Origin of the sequence: Hymenobacter metallilatus (assembly GCF_003944705.1) — a bacterium.
Taxonomy (GTDB): domain Bacteria; phylum Bacteroidota; class Bacteroidia; order Cytophagales; family Hymenobacteraceae; genus Hymenobacter; species Hymenobacter metallilatus.
Genome location: NZ_RWIS01000018.1, coordinates 61,412 through 82,796, shown reverse-complemented (window position 1 = coordinate 82,796; position 21,385 = coordinate 61,412). Strand labels below are relative to the sequence as shown.

At 60.7% G+C, this 21,385-nt stretch carries 18 protein-coding genes and 1 tRNA gene; 17 read left to right on the top strand and 2 right to left on the bottom strand.

The window, feature by feature from the left end:
* Positions 1-72: 72 nt before the first annotated feature.
* Together EI290_RS20790 and EI290_RS20785 are read left to right on the top strand one after the other, a co-directional pair.
* Positions 73-6,243 (top strand): carboxypeptidase-like regulatory domain-containing protein, encoded by a 6,171-nt coding sequence (locus EI290_RS20790; protein WP_125433570.1) that lies wholly within the window; start codon positions 73-75, stop codon positions 6,241-6,243.
* 208 nt (positions 6,244-6,451) lie between these two features.
* Positions 6,452-7,405 carry an ADP-ribosylglycohydrolase family protein gene (locus EI290_RS20785; RefSeq protein ID WP_125433569.1) on the top strand — a complete coding sequence of 318 codons (954 nt, stop codon included), beginning with the start codon at positions 6,452-6,454 and terminating at the stop codon, positions 7,403-7,405.
* Positions 7,406-7,447: 42 nt separating this feature from the next.
* Here the strand turns inward: EI290_RS20785 and EI290_RS20780 are convergent.
* Positions 7,448-7,521 (bottom strand) — tRNA-Asp (locus EI290_RS20780).
* Positions 7,522-7,969: 448 nt separating this feature from the next.
* Positions 7,970-8,431 carry a hypothetical protein gene (locus tag EI290_RS20775; protein WP_125433568.1) on the bottom strand — a complete coding sequence of 154 codons (462 nt, stop codon included), beginning with the start codon at positions 8,429-8,431 and terminating at the stop codon, positions 7,970-7,972.
* 272 nt (positions 8,432-8,703) lie between these two features.
* Between EI290_RS20775 and EI290_RS22535 the strand changes: the two genes are divergently transcribed.
* The 15 genes from EI290_RS22535 (at position 8,704) to EI290_RS20705 (ending at position 21,384) form a co-directional block, all read left to right on the top strand.
* Positions 8,704-8,844 carry a hypothetical protein gene (locus tag EI290_RS22535; RefSeq protein WP_185817097.1) on the top strand — a complete coding sequence of 47 codons (141 nt, stop codon included), beginning with the start codon at positions 8,704-8,706 and terminating at the stop codon, positions 8,842-8,844.
* A gap of 177 nt (positions 8,845-9,021) precedes the next feature.
* Entirely contained in the window at positions 9,022-9,252 is a 231-nt protein-coding gene (locus tag EI290_RS20770; RefSeq protein WP_125433567.1) for a hypothetical protein, read from the top strand.
* Positions 9,249-9,587 (top strand): hypothetical protein, encoded by a 339-nt coding sequence (locus EI290_RS20765; RefSeq protein ID WP_125433566.1) that lies wholly within the window; start codon positions 9,249-9,251, stop codon positions 9,585-9,587. The genes EI290_RS20770 and EI290_RS20765 overlap by 4 nt, the downstream gene beginning before the upstream one ends.
* Before the next feature lie 2 nt (positions 9,588-9,589).
* Positions 9,590-9,988 (top strand): hypothetical protein, encoded by a 399-nt coding sequence (locus EI290_RS20760; protein ID WP_125433565.1) that lies wholly within the window; start codon positions 9,590-9,592, stop codon positions 9,986-9,988.
* 425 nt (positions 9,989-10,413) lie between these two features.
* Entirely contained in the window at positions 10,414-10,686 is a 273-nt protein-coding gene (locus EI290_RS20755; RefSeq protein ID WP_125433564.1) for a hypothetical protein, read from the top strand.
* Complete coding sequence (locus tag EI290_RS20750; protein WP_125433563.1) at positions 10,683-10,916, top strand: hypothetical protein; 234 nt, start codon at positions 10,683-10,685, stop codon at positions 10,914-10,916. Before EI290_RS20755 ends, EI290_RS20750 begins: the two co-directional genes overlap by 4 nt.
* Positions 10,917-10,943: 27 nt before the next feature.
* Positions 10,944-14,684 carry a DNA primase gene (locus EI290_RS20745; protein WP_125433562.1) on the top strand — a complete coding sequence of 1,247 codons (3,741 nt, stop codon included), beginning with the start codon at positions 10,944-10,946 and terminating at the stop codon, positions 14,682-14,684.
* A gap of 70 nt (positions 14,685-14,754) precedes the next feature.
* On the top strand, positions 14,755-15,135 hold the full coding sequence (locus EI290_RS20740; RefSeq protein ID WP_148103655.1) for a hypothetical protein: 381 nt from the start codon (positions 14,755-14,757) through the stop codon (positions 15,133-15,135).
* Between the two features lie 598 nt (positions 15,136-15,733).
* Positions 15,734-16,024 carry a hypothetical protein gene (locus EI290_RS20735; protein WP_221766296.1) on the top strand — a complete coding sequence of 97 codons (291 nt, stop codon included), beginning with the start codon at positions 15,734-15,736 and terminating at the stop codon, positions 16,022-16,024.
* Positions 16,024-16,314 (top strand): hypothetical protein, encoded by a 291-nt coding sequence (locus tag EI290_RS20730; RefSeq protein ID WP_125433559.1) that lies wholly within the window; start codon positions 16,024-16,026, stop codon positions 16,312-16,314. The genes EI290_RS20735 and EI290_RS20730 overlap by 1 nt, the downstream gene beginning before the upstream one ends.
* 91 nt (positions 16,315-16,405) lie before the next feature.
* Positions 16,406-17,038: a recombinase family protein gene (locus EI290_RS20725; RefSeq protein WP_125433558.1), complete on the top strand. Its 633-nt coding sequence runs from the start codon at positions 16,406-16,408 to the stop codon at positions 17,036-17,038.
* Positions 17,039-17,919: 881 nt separating this feature from the next.
* Entirely contained in the window at positions 17,920-18,225 is a 306-nt protein-coding gene (locus EI290_RS20720; RefSeq protein ID WP_125433557.1) for a hypothetical protein, read from the top strand.
* Positions 18,222-18,710, top strand: a complete 489-nt coding sequence (locus tag EI290_RS20715) for a hypothetical protein (RefSeq protein WP_125433556.1) — start codon at positions 18,222-18,224, stop codon at positions 18,708-18,710. The genes EI290_RS20720 and EI290_RS20715 overlap by 4 nt, the downstream gene beginning before the upstream one ends.
* On the top strand, positions 18,707-19,759 hold the full coding sequence (locus EI290_RS20710; protein ID WP_125433555.1) for a lysozyme family protein: 1,053 nt from the start codon (positions 18,707-18,709) through the stop codon (positions 19,757-19,759). Before EI290_RS20715 ends, EI290_RS20710 begins: the two co-directional genes overlap by 4 nt.
* On the top strand, positions 19,759-21,384 hold the full coding sequence (locus tag EI290_RS20705; RefSeq protein ID WP_125433554.1) for a hypothetical protein: 1,626 nt from the start codon (positions 19,759-19,761) through the stop codon (positions 21,382-21,384). Before EI290_RS20710 ends, EI290_RS20705 begins: the two co-directional genes overlap by 1 nt.
* Position 21,385: the final 1 nt, after the last annotated feature.

Here is a 21,385-nt window from a genome sequence, read left to right as displayed (position 1 = left end):
AAGTCGGAGCTGGATTGTGGAAACCGGCAAATACTGGCATCAGACTAGTAGAAATTATATTTCAACCAGCCTATGTTGCAATTTCTACGTCCGCTTCTGCTGCTGTTTTTTTTACTATCGGCTGCCTCAGTCAGCCGCGCCCAGCAGCCTCTCGCCTCGGCCCGGCAGCGCAGCTACTTCACCAAAGTATTTCGCCTGAGCGAGGAGCAGACCCACACCCTCTACGAGCGGGGCCTGGCGGCGGCGCGTCCGGAGTTCTTCGTGCAAGCAGTGGATTCATTCCCGACGGATGCCGATAGTCTGGGTCGTCTCCGGCTGGCGGCTCTGCCCCTGGGCTACTACCTGGTGGCCCACACCGAGGGCCCCGAGCTGGTGTTCTGGCTGCAGGCCCGCACCAGCCGGCAGCTCACGCTGCTGGATAACCAGGTAGACCTGACACTGCTGGTGCAGGACTCCGTGGGCCGGCTGCTGCCCGATGCCCGTGTGACCTTGCCCAAAGGCCGGGCCGTACCGTTCGATGCGGCTACGCAAATGTACCGCCTGCCCGGGCGCCGGGCCCGGCCGGGGTTGCTGGCGGTGGAGCAGGGCGGGCGTACCACGTTTCACGCGCTTAACCAACCCTTTCCCTACCAACGGCCTCCCGGCAGCCGCTACCCGCTTAGCTGGCGGCGGGTATATCAGCGGGTGGTATTTGGGTTTCCGCTGGGGCTGCTGGCCCGGCCGGTACGCACGCTGGTGGGCCAGCTGCGCTACGCTTCCACTGTGTACACCGGGCCCATTGGGCTGGTGCGGGCTGCTTTCAGCGCCGACGTGCGGGAGGAGCGGCAGGACCGCCGGGCGGAGAAGCGCGGCCAGCGGTGGCAGACGTATCTGGTGCTGAGCAAACCCCGCTACCGCCCCCAGGCCGACACCCTGCGCCTGAAGGCCCGCATCCTCAGCCGCCACGGCCGGCCCTACCGCCGCCCGCTGGAGCTGCGCCTCCTGCCCGAGCAGGACCACCGGAGCCGGCTGCTGGCCGTGCTGCGGCCGGTGCGGCCAGGCTCCTATGAGTACGCGGCCCCGCTGCTGGATACCCTGAATCTGCGCGCCGACCAGCGCATTGCCCTGGAGCTGGTGCAGCCGGGCCGGAACGGGCAAACGGTGGCGGAAGGCAGCTTTCGGCTGGAAGACTACGAGCTGAAAAATACCCGCTACACGCTGCGCCCGGCCCAGACCACGCACCGGACCGGCACCACGCAGGCCCTGTTTCTGCGGGGCCAGGATGCCAACGAGCTGAACCTGCTGGATGCCCGCGTGCGGCTGAGCGTGACGCCCGCCGGGGTGGGCCGCTTCCCCGGCCGGCAGGTGTTCGTGCCCGATACCCTCTGGACCCGCGCCCAGCCCTTGGATGCCACCGGCGAAACCCGCCTCAACCTGCCCGCTGCTGCCCTGCCCGCCGCCAACCTTACCTACCAGGTGCAGGCCGTATTTCTGAACGGTGACAATGAGCGCCGCACGGAGTCGGCCACGGTGGCCTACCTGGCGGAGGAGGGGGAGCTGCAGCTGGAGCTGCGCCAGGACTCCGTAGTGGCCCGCTACCTGGTCGATGGCCAGTCCCGGCCCGGAGTGGCCACGCTGCGCGTTACCCGGCTCAGCGCTGAGAAAGGGGAGATGACCACTCCGGAAGTGGTGTCGTTGCCGCTGGCCCGGCCGGTTGATGCCCGCGCCACCCGCTACCAGCTGCAGGACGCGCAGCAGCGCACCGCTTCCCTGCTGCTCTCCGCCGATAATGCCGGCCTGCTGGTGCGCTCCGACCGCACCCCAGATTCCGTTTTCCTGGCTTTGGACAACCCGCGCCGGCTGCCGTTCTGGTACTTTCTGTACCGGGGCAATACGCTGGTGCGCCGCGAGTACACCACGGCCCTGGCGCTGCGCCTGCCCGCCCCGGGTACCGAGCCCTGGTACGTGTCGCTGCACTACGTCTGGGGTGGGCAGCTGCGCACGGCCGAGTACAACGTGCCCTTGCCCCAGCACCGGCTAACCATTGAGGCTGAGCAGCCTGAGGTGGTGTACCCCGGCCAGAAAGTGCAGCTGCGCTACATTGTGCGCGACGGGGCCGGCCGCCCCGTGCCCCGCGCCGACCTGACGGCCTACGCCTACACCAGCAAGTTTGATCAGCCGGCCGCGCCCCCGGTGCCCGATTTCGAGCCGGCCGTACAGGGGCGCATTTCGCGGCGGCGGTTCGGGCTGGGTGCGGGCTTCGAAAATAACGCCAGCCAGCCGGCGCGGCAGCCCTTGCCCTGGGGCGCGTGGCGGCAGCAGCTGGGCCTCGACTCCCTGCGGTTCTACCAGTTTCTGTACCCCGAGTTTGGGGCGTTTTACGAGTACCGCCCGGCCCCCGGCGGCCTCACCCAGCTGGCCCCGTTCGTGGTGGATTCGGGCCGGGTGCAGCCCACCGTGGCGGTGTACGTGGATGGGCTGCCGGTGTACGTGGCCGCCGTGAACGGGGAGGAGCCCTTTGCCCTGGTGGCCGACAGCGGCCGGCATGTGGTAGCCATCCGGACGCCTACGCACCGTATTACCCTGCACGATGTGCGCCTGCGCCACCTGCACAAGCTCACGCTCAGCATCGACCCCCACCACCCCTGCCACGAGCTGCAGGTGGAGAAGCTGGGCCCCGTTACTGTGCAGGAGCAGCGCGAGCTAAGCCGGTTTCTGCTGCCTATTGACCGGAGCCAGCCCCATGAGCGGCTGCTGCTGCGCCAGGGCAACCGCCTGCAGGCCGTGGGCGAGGGCCGGCCCCAGCTACTGAACCGGCCGGCCCTGCCGTACCGCTACCAGCCCGAAAATCAGTATACCTGGCTGGCCGGCCCCTTCCGGCCCGATTCGGTGCTGCTGCGCCGCTCCGACGGCCTGCGCCAGCTGTTTCTGCACGAGCCCGGCTTCCGCTACACGTTTGCGGCGGGCCTGCTGAAAATGCGCAGCCTCCCCGATGACCGGCTGGGTCATTTGGATGCGGCGTCCGATTTTACCCGGCTGCCTCTGGCCGATTTCGCTTACACCGAAGCCGACCTGCGGCCCCGCCCGGCTACCAATTTCTACCGTGCCCCGCGCCCCGAGCCGTTGCTGCTTAACCCCACCAGTACGCCGGCGGGGCAGGGGCGGGTGGAAGTGCGCCTGCTCGCCCGCTCCGGGCGGGCGGAGCTGCCGCCGGTACTGTACACGCTGGTCACGCAGCCATCGGTGCCGGCTTTCAGCCGGCTGTTGCGCTACCTGCCGCAGCCCATTCACGGGTTGCCGCCCGGCCGCTACCGCCTGGCCCTGCTGCTGGCCGACAGCTCCGTACTGGCCCCAACCACCGACATCCGGGTGCAGGCCAACGGCACCACCTACGTGCAGCTGGATTCCCTAGACCGCCTCGCCGCTGGCCCGGCCTGGCGCTCGATTAAGCGCCGTATCACCCACGCAGTAGCCCAGCGCCTGCTGGCCGCCCAACCTACCCCCAAAGACGAACTGGAAGCCCACCGCGAAATTCCGGTGGCCATTCCCCTCAGCCCGCAGCCCGGCTGGGTAGTGGTGCGGGGCCGCGTTACCGACCGGTCCACCGGGGAGGGCCTGCCCGGCGTAACGGTGCTGCTCAAAGGCACCACCATCGGCGTCAGCACCCAGGCCGATGGCAGCTTCGTGCTGTCGGCGCCTCCCAGCGGCGGCATTTTGGTCTTCTCCTCAGTTGGCTATGTATCGAAGGAGCGGCGGGTTGACGGACCGGATATTCGGGAGGCGTTGGCAACGGATAGCAAGCAGTTACAAGAGGTAGTGGTAACCGGGTACGGCATTGAGCGGAAACGGCAGGAGCTGGCATATTCGGTAGCCACGGTTAGCATAGAGCAGGGCTTAGCCGGCAAAGTGGCCGGCGTACAGATTGAAAGCGTGCCCGGTGCCGGCCCGGTTATCCGGATTCGCGGAGCCAGCAGCCTGCCGGGCGGCCAGCCCTTGCTCATCGTGGATGGCCTGCCGTACAGTGGCGACCTGAACAGCCTCAACCTCAGCCCCGAGCAGATTGCCAACGTGTGGGTTATGAAATCAGAATCAGCTATGGCGATGTACGGCTCCCGGGCGGCCAACGGGGTCCTCATTATCACCACCAGAAACGGCGTACCCGGCCGCCCGGCCCCCGGCCTGAATGGGGCTCCCTCCGCCCTCGGCCCCGATGGCCTGCCCCTGGCCGCCGGCCGCGACCCGCGCCTGGCCCTGCGCCGGCGCTTCTCGGACGTGGGCTGGTGGCGGCCTACGCTCGTCACCGACCAGCAAGGGCAAGCCCGCACCGAGGTGATTATTCCCGACGATATTACCGGCTGGGATACGTTTGTGCTGGCTTCCGACGACCACGCCCGCACCGGCAGCTTCACCCAGAAGCTCCGCTCCTTTAAGGCCGTGATGGGCGAGCTGGCCGCCCCCCGCTTCCTGGTGCAGGGCGACCGGCCGCAGGTGCTGGGCAAAATCCTCAACTACCTGCCCGACACCGCCCAGGTAACCACCAGCTTCCGGGTGGGCGAGGGGCCGGCCCGCACCCAGGCCCGGCGCGTGGCTACCTCGGCCCTGGATACGCTCACCTTCACGGCCCCCTCCGATGCTGATTCAGTGGCCGTGAGCTTCAGCCTGATGCAGCCCAACGGCTACCAGGATGGGGAGCTACGCCACCTGCCGGTGCTGCCGGCCGGTACCCGGGAGCGGGTGGGCACCTTTGCCGTGGTTACCGCCGCCGACACTACGCTCACGCTGCCCACCCATCCGGAGCTGGGCCCCGTAACGGTGCGGCTGGAAAGCGACCCGCTGCCCGTGCTGCTGGAGGAAATCCGCCACCTGCAGGGGTACGCCTACCTCTGCAACGAGCAGGCGGCCTCCAAGCTGCTGGGCTTACTGCTGGAGCAGCGCATCCGGCAGGGGCTACAACAGCCGTTCAGGGAAGGCCGCAGCGTGGAGCGCCTTATCCGGCACCTGCTGCGCGGCCGTCACCAGCCGGAGGGGCTGTGGGGTACCTGGCCGACTTCGCCCGTAAGTCCCTGGACCACGCTGCATGTGTTGGAAGCCTTATTACAGGCCGAGGAGCAGGGCTACAAAGTGGCCCTGGACAAAGCCCCGTTCCGGCAGTTTCTGCTCCGGCAGCTGGACATGGCCTTTGCCGATGCCGCCGTGCGGCAGGCCCTGGCTGCCACGCCCAACGGGCAGCGCCTTGACGCCCTGTATTTCCGCACCGACGACGACCGGATCCGGCTGCTGCACCTGCTCCACCAGTTCGGGGCCCAGCCCGATTTCCTCACCCTGATCCGGCGCATGGAGCAGGAACAGCGCGGCCGCCAGCCCCTCGACCGGTACCTGGCCCTCACGCAGCTGCGCCAGCAAATCGGCCTGCCGTTCCAGCTGGATACGCTGCGCCGCTACCGCCTGCGCACCGAGCTGGGTGGGGTGTTTTACGCCGATACCCTGCACGGAGGCACGTATTACCGGTATCTGCTGCCCGACCGGGTCGGCAATACGCTGCAGGCGTACCGGCTGCTACGGGGCCAGGGCGGGCAGGAGCGGGAGCTATTGCGCATCCGAACATACTTGCTGCAGCAGCGCCGGCAGCAGGGCCACTGGGCCAGCACCTACGAGGCCGCTCAGATTCTGGCCACCATCGGCCCCGATCTGGTGGTGCCGGCCAGCGGCGGCCTCACGGCCCGGGCCCAGCTCAGCGGCGGGCTTACCCAGGAAATCAGCAAATTCCCGTTCGAAACGACGATACCGGCAGCTGCCGGGCCGCTTACGCTGCATAAGCAGGGCGGCCTGCCGGTGTACGCCACGGCCTATCAATCGTTCTGGAACCCCGCGCCGGCCGCCGTGGCCGCTCCCTTCGTGGTGCGCACCCGCCTGGCCGGGCAGGAGGGTGGTAGCGTGCAGCTCCCGGCCGGGCAGCCCGCCGAGCTGGAAGTAACCGTGGAGGTAAAAGCCGAAGCCCGCTACGTGCTGCTGGAAGTGCCCATTCCGGCCGGCTGCTCCTACGGGGAGCCAGCGCGCGGCAACGCCTTTGAGGTGCACCGGGAGTACCTGCGCCATCAGGTGGGCATCTTCATGGATGTGCTGCCGGTAGGCCGCCACACCTTCCGCATTGCCCTGCAGCCCCGCTACCGGGGCCGCTACACCCTCAACCCCGCCAAAGCCGAACTCATGTATTTCCCCACCCGCTACGGCCGCTCGGCCAGCAAGCAGGCGGTAATCCGATGAGGTGGTGAAAGGTAATTGATAAAAAGAACGTCATTCCGAGCGAAGCCGAGGAATCTCGCGTGCTGACGTCTGGTTTACTATCACAACATCAGCACGCGAGATTCCTCGGCTTCGCTCGGAATGACGTACCAACTTGTTACCTCATCATACCATCACCCATTTCCTATTCGCCCTCGTAATTTGGGCGCGTATTTTTCTTTTATACTGCATGACAGCTATATCCTCCCGCGAATCCCAACTCCGGTCTGCATTACTGGGCCTGGCCGTGGGTGATGCCCTGGGTGTACCCGTGGAGTTCCAGAGTCGCCCCGCCCGCCGCCTCGACCCCGTGGTACACATGCGCGAATACGGCACCCACCACCAGCCCGCCGGCACCTGGTCCGATGATGCTTCCCTCACGTTCTGCCTGGCTCAGGCCATTGCCGATGGCTTCAGCGTGGGCAAAGTGGCCGAATACAGCCGCCGCTGGTACTACGAAAACCTCTGGACGCCCCGCGGCCGGGTGTTCGACATCGGCATCACCACCCGCGAGGCCCTGAGCCGCCTGCAGTCCAACCCCGACCTGATTTTGGCTGGCGGGACCGACGAGTACAGCAACGGCAACGGCTCCCTGATGCGGATTCTGCCGCTGGCGTTCTATAAGGAAGATGCGCCGCTACCGGAGCGGTTTGAGCTGATTCGGCAGATTTCGGCCGTTACGCACGGGCACATCCGCTCGGCCGTGGCGTGCTTTCTGTACCTGGAAATAGCCCGTCACCTGCGCGCCGGTTTCACGCCGGCCGAGGCTTACTTGGCCATGCGGGAACAGGCCCCGGCTCAGCTGCGCGAGCTGAACATTCCGGCCCACGAAGCTGAGAAGTTTGAGCGCATCCTGAGCGGCCGTCTGCCTGATATAGCCGTTACGGCCATCGACAGCGGGGGCTATGTAATGGCCACGCTGGAAGCCAGTCTATGGTGCCTGCTCCGCCATGAAACCTACGCCGAAACCGTGCTGGCCGCCGTCAACCTCGGCGACGATACCGATACCACCGGGGCCGTCACTGGCGGGCTGGCCGGCTTGTACTACGGCGAGGCCGCCATTCCGCCCGAGTGGCTCCAGGTGCTGGCCCGCCGCGCCGATATTGAGGACCTGGCGTACCGGGCTGCCGAAGCAACGGCATAAAGCCGAAAAAGCCCCAGCATCAGATGATGCTGGGGCTTTTTGCGGTCCGGACGGGACTCGAACCCGCGACCTCCGCCGTGACAGGGCGGCATTCTAACCAACTGAACTACCGAACCGTTTATCTGACAGGTCAGGCCGTGTGCCTTTCCGGTTTTGATGCTGCAAATATAGCAGGAGGGCGTTGAGCGTGCAAACAAAAAACTGCCTTGGCAGCGTATAACAGAGGTTTTTGGGGAGGTATTGTTCTGTTAATAAACGGGATAGAAGCCGAAAAAAAGCTGAAAAATATTTTTGATTCGCTCCCGACGGCTTTACTATAGCTCTGCTTACACACCAAAATCCTGCCTCATCCACCTTAAGGAAATTGCGCGAAGGGAGCGTATCCGGGGGCGTAACGTCGCGAAGCAGTGGTGTGTCGCCCGCAACGGCCGGAATTAGGCGAACGGATAAGCCGCGAATTGGTAGACGTGAAAAAAAGCAAAAGACCCCTCAGATTCCTCTGAGGGGTCTTTGCGGTCCGGACGGGAATCCGGCAACAACATGATTATCAGCGCAATTCATGTATTAATGGGACAGAATTGTGCTCAGGTTCGTGGTGCCCAGCCGGGCAAGACGTAGCAACTGGTTGTGCTCAACCAGCAGTTCGTTGTACTTAGAAAGATGCTCATAGGCGAGACGCTGCCATTTGTCCCGTTCTTCCATGCAGCGCAGCATGTCAGCACTGTTCTCGATGCTGCCATATTGCTGCATTGGCTCCTGTGCTGTATTTCTGGGACTAGATTGGGACAGGGGCGTTTCTGGCAGTTGTGCTGATGCAGAACCCTCTTTTTTGGCCAGACGCTTAAAAATTGCTTCTGGTGTGGTACGCAGCACTTTAGCTGCTTCCTCCCGTCGGTCAGTTGGCAATACAGGCATTCCGAACCACCGACGCGGGGTATTGCGTTCGGCGTTCATAGCCTTTGCGAAGCGGCCAATGCTCATGCCAGCTTCGCTCACTGCCCTTTCTAAATCTTCTCCGTCGTGCATGGTAGTGGCAAAAGTGCCGGGTGCCATGCTATATATGCGCTGCATTATTGCAGGGTGTCAAAAATAATTTCTAGCATTTATGCAGCATAATTGCTGCATTATCCCGTATGTTTGGGCCAGTTCTAACCCCAAATGCAACGATTATGCCGGGAGAAACATTTTTTATTAAAAAGTTCCACTCCAACACAATAAAGTTCGTGGTGGATGGGAAGGTGGCTGAGGCCCGGGATGAAGCGAAGAGAGCAGAGCTAGTGGAAAGGCTCTGTCTTGTAATGCAATGCTCTTCTAAAGCATTGTCCTGGGTGCTGAATAACAGTAAGCAGCCTACCATACAGCAGATGGTAGCCGCCGCCCAGGTGCTCGATGTCTCCGTGAACGACCTCATTAAGCTGGAAGATGCGCCGGAAGCCTAACCTGCCCCGCGACCTATTCCAGCGGCAGCCGGCAGAGCAAAGCAGTCGGGGCTTTTGGTTCCTGGTGATAATTGTTTGCCTGCTCCTGGGGCAGTGCAGCAGCCAGTGGTCCAACCCGGAGCCCAGCCACCAACCAGCCCGTCGATACTCTCCTTACCAATGGCAGGAGGTTGAGCCATGAGCACGATGGAAAACGCCATGCGCCTGCTGCGGCAGAGCATCCGGGAGTTGGAGCGCGAAGCCCAACAGGCCCGCGAAAATGCCACCAAACTCTACGTCTCACCGGAACAGGCCGCACAGTACCAGGAGCAGGCCCGCGACGCCGAGAAACTAATTGCCAAGAAAGAGCAGGAGATAGAGGCCCTGCGCAACAGTGTACAACTCGACTTATTCCGCCCCAAGCCGTGAGCACCCCATCGGAGCAACTTGCCCACCTGGGCACCCCACAATTTTACCGCCGTTACGCTGGCTTCCGGGGAGCCTTTTATAAGATTTGGCCGTGCGGGGCGTATGAGCTGATAACCTTCGGGGATACGGTATCCTGGCTTTACCTCTTTGCCACATTTACCGATAACGGGGAGTCGTTGCAGCAGGTAGCCAAACTGGCAAAGCCCATCACTCGCGCCGAGTACGAAACAGCTGTAACCCGGTGCCTTGATAACCCAAACGGCTCAGTGTTGGCGCGGCCGGCAGCAGTGGACTGGAAAGTAAAAGAGTGGAACGATGCTCACCGGAGCCGGTAGCCATGCCCTGCGACTATAAGCAGTATCCGGCCAACTGGAAAACAGAAATAGTACCCCGCATTAAGGCCCGCGACGGGCACTGCTGCAAATTCTGTGGGCTACCAGAAGGCCAATGGGGCTACTACGATTCGGCCGGCCAGTGGCACAAAGTAGAAGGGCCGGAAAGTGACACGGCCATACTTGATGGCTACAAGGTGATTGTCGTGCAGTTGGGGGTTGCCCACCTCGACCACCTACTCATCGACCACGGCGACGATAACCTGGCAGCCCTATGTCGGCGCTGCCATATCCGCTACGACGCGCCGATATCGGCTCCGAAAGCCGCCGCTACTCGCAAATACGGTAGGCCCTCCGACCGGGCCATGAAATCATTATTTGACCAAGAACACAATGGAAATTAAGCAAGGTCACACCGTCAGAATCTGGGACCAGGATTCTGAGCAGTATGTAATAAAGACTTGTCCTGAATGCCAGAATCGGCTTGTATGGGCTATTCTAGATGAGGAAGCCGTAGCCCATAATTGCGTTGATACTCAATGCGGATGGTCCAGCGGGGCTATGCTGATCGATAAAGAGGCTCCTGACGAAGAAGAGGAAGAAGGCGAAATATGCCCCGTCTGCGGCGGCTGGGGCGGTGAGTCGTATGGTAGCGACTCGGGCACATGTGAGGAGTGTGATGGCACCGGTCGTGTAGCAACAGGTTGGGGCGAAGACGATGAGGATGAGGATGAGGATGAGGACCAGCGCATATGCGATGTGTGCGGCGAAGAGCCTGGCGACTGTGAATGCACGGACGAAGAATTAGAACGGGGTATAGCAGACTGATATGCACCAGCCCAAGCCATTTACCCTCGTGGAGCTGATTCCACACTTTTTGGGCCTCCCATTGCCGGAGGGGGAGCCCGCACTAAGTCAGGAGCAGGTAGTAGCCGCCCTGCACGTCGTTGCTGATAAGGTGGAAGCTGATGAGTCGGATAATCCTCACTGGTTTAAGCTACTCCGGGCGGCTGGTTGCATCTGGCCGCAAGCAACACCGGCACAGGTAGTAGCCATTCTTTCCCCTGAGCTGATTGAGCTCTTTAATACCCAGCCCCAATGAGCCAGTTTCTACCCAACTCCCCTGATGCCGGCGGCGGGCCGGTCAGCCTCGACCAGATTCTAACCAAGCTGGCCGAAAGCCACCTCGATACCACGGAGGACTTTATCAACCGCCTGTCCGAATGGCGGGCCCACGGTGCAATCAGTGAGGAAGTCCGCTTTCTGGCGGATAAGCACCTCATGCAGCAGGCCGAAAACCTGCGCGCAGTCATTCAACTACTCGGAGCCTAACCCGCCCCACCTGCTATTCGCTACCGAATGCCGCTCCTTTCCCCCAGTACCGTACAGGCCGTTAAAAACCTGCCGGTGGACGCCGTTATCGGCGCGTATATCGATCTGAAGAAAAAAGGCAGCACGCTGCAAGCGTGCTGCCCCTTTCACCAGGAAAAAACACCCTCATTTCATGTCACTATCGGCCGGGGCACTTTCCGGTGCTATGGCTGCCACGCCGGAGGGGATGGCATTGCCTTCGTGCAGCGGCTGCAAAAGCTGGATTTCGTGCCCGCTATTGAAGAAATAGCCCAAAAGCACGGTATCACGTTGCAATACGACCAGTCCCTGAGCCCGGAGCAGCTGGCGGCCGAGATGCAGCGCCGGCAGGCTAACAAGGACGTCACGGCCGCGTTGGAGTTTGCGGCCGGCTGGTACGCCGCGCAGGAGCTGCCGGCCGAGTTCGTGCAGGAGCGGGGCCTCTCCGATGAGATACTGAAGCTGGCCACGGTCGGCTACGCGCCGATCGGGCCCCGGGCCCTGCTCGATGCGGCCAACGCCGCCGGCATCCTGGGTCCGGTCCTGGTGGCCGCTGACCTGGTACACCTGCACCAGAAGGATGGGCGCAACACCTATTACGACACGTTCCAGAATCGGGCCATGCTGCCGGTGCGGGACTGGCGCGGTACCGTTGTCGGGTTTTCGGGTCGCAACCTGGGCCCGGCCATGCCCAAAGGGGAGGGCCCGCCCAAATACCGCAATACCAATGATAAAGCCTGGACCAAAGGCGACCATCTGCACGGCCTCGACGTGGCCGCGCCGGCCATTGAGCAAGCCAAATTCGCCTACCTGGTGGAAGGCCACCTCGACGTAGTGCAGATGTGGCAGCAGGGCCTGCGGAACACCGTAGGCCAACAGGGCACGGCACTGGCAGAGGGCCAAATCAAACTGCTGAAGCGGTTTACGACCCACGTCGTGCTGACCTACGACCACGACGACGCCGGCCGCAAGGCCACGGAGAAAAACGCGGCTCTGCTACTGGCAGCCGGCTTTCGGGTTAGCTACCTGGTACCGGCAAAAAAGGACGCGAAGGGCAACTATGACTACACTACCCCCAACGATCCGGATGCGTTTTTGCGCGGCCTGGTCGCGGAGGCACAAAAGCCCTCGAAGAAGCGCCGTAAAAAGGGGGAAGAGGTCGTAGAGCTGACCCCGGAGCAGCGCCTGCAGGAGCTGGTGGAAACCTGGACCAAGAGCCGCCGCGACTACGTGACCGACTGGGCTACCCGGGAAGCAATGGCCTCCGAGGGCCTGAACGACATTCACGCCCTGGCCACGGCCATCAACGGGCTGGGGGAGTTGGTGGAGCTGATACCGGACCCGGTTATCCGGACCACTACCTACGATGTGGTGTGCGGCATCTGGCCCAAGTTTAAGAAACGGTACAAGCTGGTGAAGCGGAAGGAGCCGCCGGCCAAAGTCGTATCGGAGGAAGCAATGGCCACGGTGCGCAGCCTCACGGCCGACCAGCTCACGGCCAACCACGAACAGGGATTCTTTGAAAAGAAAGGTGGGTACTGGGTGCTCGATGGGAAGTCGGGCCGGGAGGTGTGCATCTGCGCATTTACCATCGATATCCTGTTTTTCGTGCAGAGCGGCCGGCTGCCGAAGTACGTGGCCCGGCTCAAAACCTACTACGGCCGCGACAAGGTGGCGGCTTTTACTACCAAGGACTTCGTATCGGTGGCCGCGTTTTCGGAGGCCATTGCCCGCCTGCACGGCTTCATCTTCGAGGGCGACCAAAAGCAGTTCAACCGCATTAAAAACAAGCTGTTCGTAGGGGTGCGCGAAGCCATCGAAACCCACTATTTGGGCTGGAATGAGCGGGCCGGCGTGTATGCCTGGAGCAACGGGCTGATTCACGACGGCGAGTTTCAGGCCTGCGACAAGTACGGCGTGGTGACGCTGCGCCACCCGGTGAGCGACGTGGACAGCATTGCCCGGCTCAATGACGAAACCCAGCTGGAAATCGACGGAACCGTGGCCGTGCTCAACCACCCGGCCGAAGTATTTGATAAAGTGGGCGGCGACACCGTGGCCCGCTTAGTACAGGCCGGCAAGGTGCAGGCCCTGACTTACCACTATTTGCCCTCCGGGGGCGACTTTAACATGAACGGTGACGACGCGGACGATTCCGCCAGCAAATTCCGCCACAAGCCCAAGGGCGGCGAACTGAGCCTGCAGGAGTGGGCCAAACTCATCTGCACCGTGTACGGCGACGACAACGGCCGTACCATGGTCGCGTTCTACATTGCCTCGCTGTTTCGCTCGACGATTCACAAGGCCAACAACGGCTACTTCCCCATCCTGTTCAAGTTCGGGATGCCCGGCTCGGGTAAGAGCACGGCCGCACTGAGCCTGATGTATATGTTCGGCGTGCCGCCCCATACGGACGGTATTGCCCTGGAATCGGGCTCCACCACTACGGGTATGCAGCGGTTCCTGTCCAGCATCTGCGACGGGCTGGTGTGGATGAACGAGTACAAAAACACGCTGCCGGCGCGCACTATCGGGATGCTGAAGGACATTGCCGGGGGCTCGGGCAAGCTGATGGGCCAGAACACCAGCGGCAACGAAACCCGGGTGGCCACCGTGCGCGCGGCCGGCATCATATCGGGTCAGGACCTGCCCACCCAGGACGCGGCCCTGTTTTCGCGCTGCATTATCTGCGAGTACGACAAACGGGACCATGAAAAGAGCAAGGACGCCATGCGGGAGTTGGAAGGCCACCAGAACGCGGGCCGCACCACCCTGCCCACGGTGGACCTGCTGCGCCACCGGCCGCTGGTGGTGGCGGGCTACGCCAAGGAGGAACCCAAATGCACCACGGAGTTGCGCAAGGAAGCCAAGCAGTTGCTCGGCACCGAACCCAATAGCCGCACTATCCTGAACAGCGTCTCGCTGCTCACGCCCGTGAAGCTGCTGCTCGATGCCGGTGTGATCCAGTTGCCGTTTACCTATAAGGAGCTGAAGGATTCGCTGCTGGGCAAGATGCGCACCACGTCGGAGGTGCAAAACGTGTCGGATGAGGTAGAAACCTACCTGATGACGGTGGCCACGCTGCCGCCCTTCGTGTGCAAGGAGGATGAGCACTACAAAATCCAGAAAGAAGCGGATGGGCGCGTAAAGCTCTACCTGCGCACCGGAGCAGTGCAGGGCGCGTATCAAACGGCCCTCCGGCAGCAGGGCGGCAACCCGCTGGGTATTTCGGCCATGCGGGCCTACTTGACCAAGCACCGGGCCTACATCGAGGACGTAGCCCGCACCCGGTTCTCGTCCCCCAGTATGCCTAACCCCACGTCAGCTATTGTGCTGGACTACGAAATGCTGCGGCAGCAGGGCATCGAGTTCCGGATGGAACGCAGCCTGCAGGCCATGCAGATAACGGGTAAGGAAGGGGAGCCGGAACCGGCCGCCGCACCGGCACCCGTTAACGGCTCCCAAAACGTGCAGGCCAACCAGGCCGACAAGCAGGACCTCCGAGCCAAGCTGCGGGCGCAGGCAGTGCTGCGTTTTGTTGGGGGCCGCCAGTTGCGCAATGGATCTGCGCAGTACCCGGTGCAGAAGCTGCTGGACGATTTGAACTGGGACCAGGTGCCGGCCTTCACCATCGAAGAGTTCCGCCAGTACGCGAACATGGGCGACGTGCTGCACACCCCCAACGGGCCCCGAATGGTGATGGAGCGAGCCGACGTAATCTATATCGAGGACTTCCAAGGCTCTTTCTAGAATGCAGGCGCTATTATTTACCCCTGCATTGCCGTGGCGCAGAGTACGTGACGGACACCCAGTGGTGAGGATGCTCTACGAACGGCACTACTCGGCCCGGAAGAATCGAAAGAGTAAGCAGATTGTAGGACCGGGATACAGTATCGTATTGCTCACCCACGACGACAAGGCGCTGTTTGTGTGGCAAAAGCAGAAATACAGAAATGATGGGCAGCACGGTATCAACTGCGCCGTATTCCGCAATGAGGGAGCAGGGCTGGCATCGGCGCTAATCCTGGAAGCGGAGCAGATAGTATGGCAGCGTTGGCCAGGTGAACGGCTCTACACTTATGTAGCACCTAAACTCATTGATTCAATCAATCCCGGCTGTTGTTTTAAGAAAGCGGGTTGGCGGGTATGTGGTGAGTCTGGAAGTGGGTTGCTAATCCTTGAGAAGTTGCCTGAAGCATGAATCCCACGTCAAAGCAAATGGCCTTTGCAGCGCGGCTATATAGTATATCCCTATCCGCCGTGGGCTTAGACACAGGGGGAGCGGAGGATGAACTGACCACCCGGCTGCGTGAGTTGGCCATCAAGCGGGCACGTCGCCAAATGGCCCACCTGAACCTTGCCCCAGAGGACATATCCACCGACCGCGCCTGCATTGCTACCGCTATACGGATTTGCCCACCCTAACCCCCTCGTTTCGCATCCTACCGTTTCCCCATTTCCCCACCCCGCCGCAGGCCTCAGCGCCGTTTCGGTCCAACCTATTAACAATGAATAAGATAAAAATCATTAATCAAGCAGATAGAGAGGGAGAAAAGCGGGGAAAAGCCGGGGATTTAGGGGGAAACCGTAGGAAACTGCCCGATGACGGGTAGCCCAGTGCTCACTACCTGGTGCTGCTGGGGATTCTGAGTTTCCCCACTTTCCCCAAGGTTTAATTTTGTAACGTGTTGAAAATCAGGTATGGGGAAATGGGGAAACGGGGAAACACGATTTTGGAGGGGAGGGGTGGGAAATCGAAGGAAAAAACGGCTGTTTTTTGAATAAATGGCTATAGTGAATTGATTGACAAGGTTTTACAAATAGAAAACATGGCGAAATTCCGCAAAAAACCCGTTGTAATTGAGGCAGAACAGTATTTCAGCGGCAAAAAGATTGCCGGTGTTGAGTGGGCGGCTGTGTTTGCTCACGAGCATCCAGAAGGAAAATCCAACACATTCAGGCCCGTCATCCGAACCTTGGAGGGAACAATGGAGGTGAGCGAAGGCGACTGGGTGATTACCGGCGTGAAAGGGGAAAAGTACCCGTGTAAGCCCGACATCTTCGCTGCTACCTACGAACCTGCCGAGTAATGGACGTCTCAATCTTCAAAGTGTCGCGCAACTGGTGCGACTTGTCCTATACCCCCGATGCTTATGGGTGGCTCGAAGGCCACCTGCACACTCCGCATGGTTTGGTCAGTATTACTACACTGGCGAAGCCTGAGCCGGATGGCGGCGGCTACCTGGACCTGATGATGATTTGCTCGGGTGTTGAGTATCGATACAGAGACCACAAGCACCGGACCCGTCGAAGCGTCATTCTCCTGGCTGGGCGTTTTGCTAAGGAAGCAGTCAATCGGTCTGCTTCTGTATCAAAATAAACCTGTCAGGAAAAAGCCGCCGAAACGGCCCGTTATCGGCGGCTTTTTTCTGGCCCTTTCTGTAGCTGTAAAAACAAGTGATTTTTTGCACATGAAATACTACCCCTTCCTCCGCGTCAGTACCAAGCAGCAGGACACCGACCGCCAGCTGGCTGACCTGACCACCTACGCCACCGGTCGGGGGTGGCAGCTCGAAGCGCCGATAGCGGAAACCATCAGCGGCGGTAAAAAGAACATTGCCCGGCCCGGCATTCAGGCCGTGCTCACCGTGGCCCGCCGTGGCGACGTTGTGCTGGCCACCGAAATCAGCCGCATCGGCCGCGACACCGCCCAGGTACTGTTGTTCCTAGAAGAACTTGCCGACCGGGGCGTGTCGGTGTTCGTGCTCAACCTGAACCTCACCACCCTGCGCTCCGACGGCACCCGCGACGCTATGGCGTGGGCTATGCTCAGTGTGGGAGCCGTGTTCGGCCAGCTCGAACGGGCCGGCATCCGGGAGCGGGTAAAGTCGGGCGTAGACCACGCCCGCACCCAGGGCCGCATCGGTGGTCGCCGTGCTGGCGACGTGAAGACTGACGAGAAGTTTCTCACCGACCACGCCGACGTGGTGAAGGCATTGGGCAAGCAGCTCACGGTGCGCGAGGTGATGGCCGTTACCGGCAAAAGCAGCGGCACCGTGCAAAAGGTGCGTAAGTTGCTGGCCACGCCACTAGTAGGATTGTGATGCAGCATTTTTGCTGTATAATTGCGACATGGGACATGCGCAACACGAAGCTGCCAATATGGGACTAGGCCGCTGACGCCGACAACGGGGCCGGTAATGGGCCGGCCCCACTGTGTAATTCAACTTTTTTAACTTCATGTCAACTGTAACCGCCAAATTCGTTGTAACCTCTGTTACCAATAACACCGCTGGCTCAATCGTAAATATGGAGCCAGTACGCAGTGGTAGCCCCGAGAATGAGAAGTTTTACTCTTTCACGCCTACTGGCTCAGTAGTTCTGCAAACAGTCGTTTCGGCTGTTGGTGCTTCCTTCATACCTGGCCAGGAGTTCTATCTTGATTTTCGGCCGGCTACTGGCACTGAGTCTAATACTTGATACAAGAACATCGTCGCGGGCGGCGCAGGCATAAGACCCCGAAGATGATAGCCGGTACCGGCAAAAAGAAAGGCCCCCGAGTTTTCGGGGGCCTTTCGCGTTTCTAGGCCATTTGCAACGACATTTCGTAACTACCCGGCAAGCCATAGTGCTGATAGAACTGCAAGACCTGATGCACGTTAAGTCGGCACCGGCCCATAATTCCTAGAGCCTCACACCATCTGGAAATGGTGCAACTATGGGTTCCATACTCCAACGCTAACTCCTTTTTGGATTTTGGCCGCACTGCTACCACAGTGGTACTTGTCAGTTTTTGCACTTACCGGGAGTAAAAGAGTAGGCGATAGAAACAGGGCTGGCGTAATACCCGGATATAGTACCAATTCCGGTAGTGCAATTTCGCAGCATTTTGCAGCATAATCAAGCTGTTATGCTGCATTTTCGCGCGTTTCGATGAAGTCCGGGTAGCAGTTGGGGGTATGTTTGAATCCTACCGCAGCTCACAATGGCGCAATCAACGGATTCGGCTCTCTCTCAGTTCACGGCATTGGCTACCAATGCCCTCTCTATCCTGCTGGGAGTAAGCTCGGGCGTCGTTACGTCCACTACTCAATCCCCCGTTATCGGCATAGCCGAATCACTCGGCACCATCTACTACGCCGTGCTGGGAGGGGCCGCTTCCTATTGTGTCAAACTGCTACTCGATGCCGGCATTCGGAAACTCCGGAGCCGGTGGGCCACTCGCCGCGCCGCAGCGGTGCCGGCACCCGCGCCGGTACTGGTCTCCTCATCCGAACTCCTGGCCTCATGAACAAAAAACTCCTGGTAGGCGGTGCGCTGGCGCTGGGCTACGTGCTCTTGCGCGAATCCCAGAACCTCAAAAACACCATCAACGGCCTCTCTCTCAACTTTCTGCCGGGTGACTGGCCCCGTATCAATGGCGGCCGGTTGATTTTTTCCATCGACGTGCAGGTGAAAAATCCTGGTACCCGGGATTTGCCCATTGACCAACTGCATGTGCGCTTGAGCCGCATCACCCGCACTGGCTCTTACCTGGTAGCCAGTACCCCCGCTGCCGGCGTTGCCCTACCAGCATTCGCCGCTGGCCAGACCACCAAGTTCACCGTCGAAATCGAGGCGGGCCTCCTGGATGCCATCACCGAAATGGCCACCATCGTGAGAGCTGGCAACACCAACAAGTTTAAGGTGGAAAGCATCGTGCGGGCCGGCGGCCTGCAGGTTACGTTGCCGCCCTTCACCTATACGCTACCCACTGTTCCCAAGAAAACCGCATGAAGTCCACCTTCCTATCTGTTGGCCCGCTGACGTACAGCAGCACAAAAATGAGCCGCAAAGAAGCTCAGGATGCGGCCGAGCGAACGAAGAAGATGCTTTTGTGGGGTGGTATTGGTGTAGCTGGCTGGCTGCTGCTGCGCCCGAAGCCTCCGGTGCTCAATAATCTGGCCGTGGCCGATGATAATCCGCAATGGGCCGAAGGTTACACGGCTTTCCGGGCCTTGGAGCCCTATCTGCCCGGTGCCGGCGAGTACGGTTTTGCCGGCCTGGGTGAAGTGCTCGACATGACCACGGCGGTCCTGCCAGTAACGGACGCGGCTGATGCTCCTATCAAGCTGCGCCGGATTCAGGTGGTGCGGGCAGATTCCTCGGTGAGTACCAACTCGCTGCGGGCCATCACCCAAAACACCCAGCAGAGGGCTAGGCGGGCCAACCGCGACATTCCCTCCATCGTGCAGGGTGTGGTAAAGCGGTACGGTCGTATCATCCAGCAGGCCGCCGCCCTTCACAACGTGCCTGCTCAAATCATTGCTACTAAAATCTGCATTGAAAATCCTGATATGCTCGCTTCGGTAGTTACGGGCGGTGGCGCTACCGGTATCATGCAGATTGCGCCCGGCACGGCTGACACCTGCCTGCGCACTGAGTACCGCAAGGGCCACCTGACGGACATGGAAGCCGAATATTTCCGGCTGAAACTGGGTCCGGCCCGGTGGGCCGCGCTGCTGCGGGGGCAGAACGCCATTCGGATTACCGACCTGCAGAAGCCAGAGTTCAACATTCATATCGGTACGCTGGCTTTTGGGCAGATGCTGCGCAAGTACACCAACCTCGCCACCGGCGAAGTAGAACTATATAAAGCAGCTGCCGAGTACAACCGGGGTATTCGGGCAGAAGGGCCGAACAAAGTGGTCAGCAGCCCCGACCAGTTGATTGCCTACCGCAACGGCAAGCTAAGTACGCCGCCCATCACCCAGCAGTACATCATGCTCTACTGTGGGCCCGGTGGCCCACTCGACTACATCACCCGCAATAATCTGCTGGCCTGATGCAAGCCGCTCATCAACGCACCCTGCGTCCGGGTACGGAATACAACCGGTATTTCAACCTCTCTCAGCTCGAAAACACCAATCCTATCCTGCTCAAAAGCGGCGACACGTTCGACACGCTGAATGAGATGGAGCAGATTATCCGCAAGTACCAGGCAGATACGGCCGGTGTAGCACCGCTACTGGTGGGAAAATCGTTGCGGGAAACGCTCGAAAACGACTGGAATTTCGCTTACCGCCATTTTCAGTACAAACTCGACGCCGCCGGCGTGGAGCAGTTGCGCCGCCCGCTCCGGGCCTGGCAGGACCGGAAATCCGGGATTGACTGTGACTGCTACAGCATCCTGCTTTCTACGATTCTGCTTAATCAGGGCATTCCGCATAAGCTGCGCAAGGCCAAATACAACGGCAACAGCTACTTCCAGCACATCTATATAATCGTGCCGGAGCGCATTGGCAGCCGCCGCTACTACACCATCGACCCGGTGGTGGACCAATTCGACTACGAAACGCCCACCACGGCCACCTTCGACAAAACCATGATGCCCATTCAGTTTCTCAACGGTGTACCCGGTACTGGCTCCGGTACCGGCTCCCTGCCCAACCCCGGTTTCGGTGCGGAGTTTCTCGGCATCGGTCAAGAAACCCTGCGTGGCCTGGGCGATACGGAGGGTCGCCTGACGCAAGCACAGGTTGGTGAGGACTTGCTGCAGCGCATGGAAATGCACCTGCGCAACACCCTGGCCGCAACGCCTGCCGATGATGTGGCGCTGGCACCCTACGCGGCCCGCATCACGGCTCTGCTGGAAGTATGGTCGGAACCAGCCAAACGGGATACCCTGCTGGCACAGTTCATGGCCGAAGAATCGGCCGGTAACGGCTTGTCCGGTACCATTGTTGGTAACTTCTTCAGCACCATCGGCGACGGCATTAAGCAGGCTGCCGGCTGGGTGGCGGGGGGAGTGAGCCAAGCGGCCGGCTGGGTAGTTGATAAGGCGAAAGACGTGGGGCAGGCGGTCATGAAGTACAATCCGCTGAGTATCCTGATTCGCAATGCGCTGCTGCTGGCCTTCAAAATCAACCTGTTCCGATTTGCTGAACGGCTCGGCTACGGTTATGCGACAGAAGCACAGGCCGCACAGGCTGGCCTGGAAGTAGGAGAGTGGCGCAAGGCGCAAAGCCAGTTGAACAAGGTGATTTCCGTGTTCAAAGGACTGGAAGGTGATGAAAATAACCTGCGTAACGCCATCTTGATCGGACACAAACTCGGTACTCGCAACCACAACACAGCTACGGTCCCGGGTCTGAGTGGATTGGGCGAAGTAGCAACGGCAACAGCCGGTACCGCTGCGGCAACGCCGGTACTGGTGAAAATCATGGATTGGTTGAAGGAAGTTGACTGGGGCAAGCTGGTATCCACCGTGAAATCGGCCTTTGCCAAGCCTAAAAACACGGACTACCAGCAGCAAATTCCGCCCAGCTACACGGCACCCACTTCGGAGGAAGAGTACGCCGCCAACAAGGCTAAATATGACAACCCGCCCGCAGAGGGGAGCAGCGGCCTGGCATTGGCACTGGTAGGGGTTGGCATTGCTGCCCTGGCCTTTGGAGGTAATCAGTCCTAAT

Coding starts and splice junctions, on each gene's coding strand:
- EI290_RS20730 (WP_125433559.1), top strand. CDS start 16,024: ATGGACGTCTCAATCTTCAAAGTGTCGCGCAACTGGTGCGACTTGTCC.
- EI290_RS20725 (WP_125433558.1), top strand. CDS start 16,406: ATGAAATACTACCCCTTCCTCCGCGTCAGTACCAAGCAGCAGGACACC.
- EI290_RS20785 (WP_125433569.1), top strand. CDS start 6,452: ATGACAGCTATATCCTCCCGCGAATCCCAACTCCGGTCTGCATTACTG.
- EI290_RS20715 (WP_125433556.1), top strand. CDS start 18,222: ATGAACAAAAAACTCCTGGTAGGCGGTGCGCTGGCGCTGGGCTACGTG.
- EI290_RS22535 (WP_185817097.1), top strand. CDS start 8,704: ATGCAATGCTCTTCTAAAGCATTGTCCTGGGTGCTGAATAACAGTAAG.
- EI290_RS20740 (WP_148103655.1), top strand. CDS start 14,755: ATGCTCTACGAACGGCACTACTCGGCCCGGAAGAATCGAAAGAGTAAG.
- EI290_RS20745 (WP_125433562.1), top strand. CDS start 10,944: ATGCCGCTCCTTTCCCCCAGTACCGTACAGGCCGTTAAAAACCTGCCG.
- EI290_RS20775 (WP_125433568.1), bottom strand. CDS start 8,431: ATGCACGACGGAGAAGATTTAGAAAGGGCAGTGAGCGAAGCTGGCATG.
- EI290_RS20790 (WP_125433570.1), top strand. CDS start 73: ATGTTGCAATTTCTACGTCCGCTTCTGCTGCTGTTTTTTTTACTATCG.
- EI290_RS20755 (WP_125433564.1), top strand. CDS start 10,414: ATGCACCAGCCCAAGCCATTTACCCTCGTGGAGCTGATTCCACACTTT.
- EI290_RS20760 (WP_125433565.1), top strand. CDS start 9,590: ATGCCCTGCGACTATAAGCAGTATCCGGCCAACTGGAAAACAGAAATA.
- EI290_RS20720 (WP_125433557.1), top strand. CDS start 17,920: ATGGCGCAATCAACGGATTCGGCTCTCTCTCAGTTCACGGCATTGGCT.
- EI290_RS20710 (WP_125433555.1), top strand. CDS start 18,707: ATGAAGTCCACCTTCCTATCTGTTGGCCCGCTGACGTACAGCAGCACA.
- EI290_RS20750 (WP_125433563.1), top strand. CDS start 10,683: ATGAGCCAGTTTCTACCCAACTCCCCTGATGCCGGCGGCGGGCCGGTC.
- EI290_RS20705 (WP_125433554.1), top strand. CDS start 19,759: ATGCAAGCCGCTCATCAACGCACCCTGCGTCCGGGTACGGAATACAAC.
- EI290_RS20770 (WP_125433567.1), top strand. CDS start 9,022: ATGAGCACGATGGAAAACGCCATGCGCCTGCTGCGGCAGAGCATCCGG.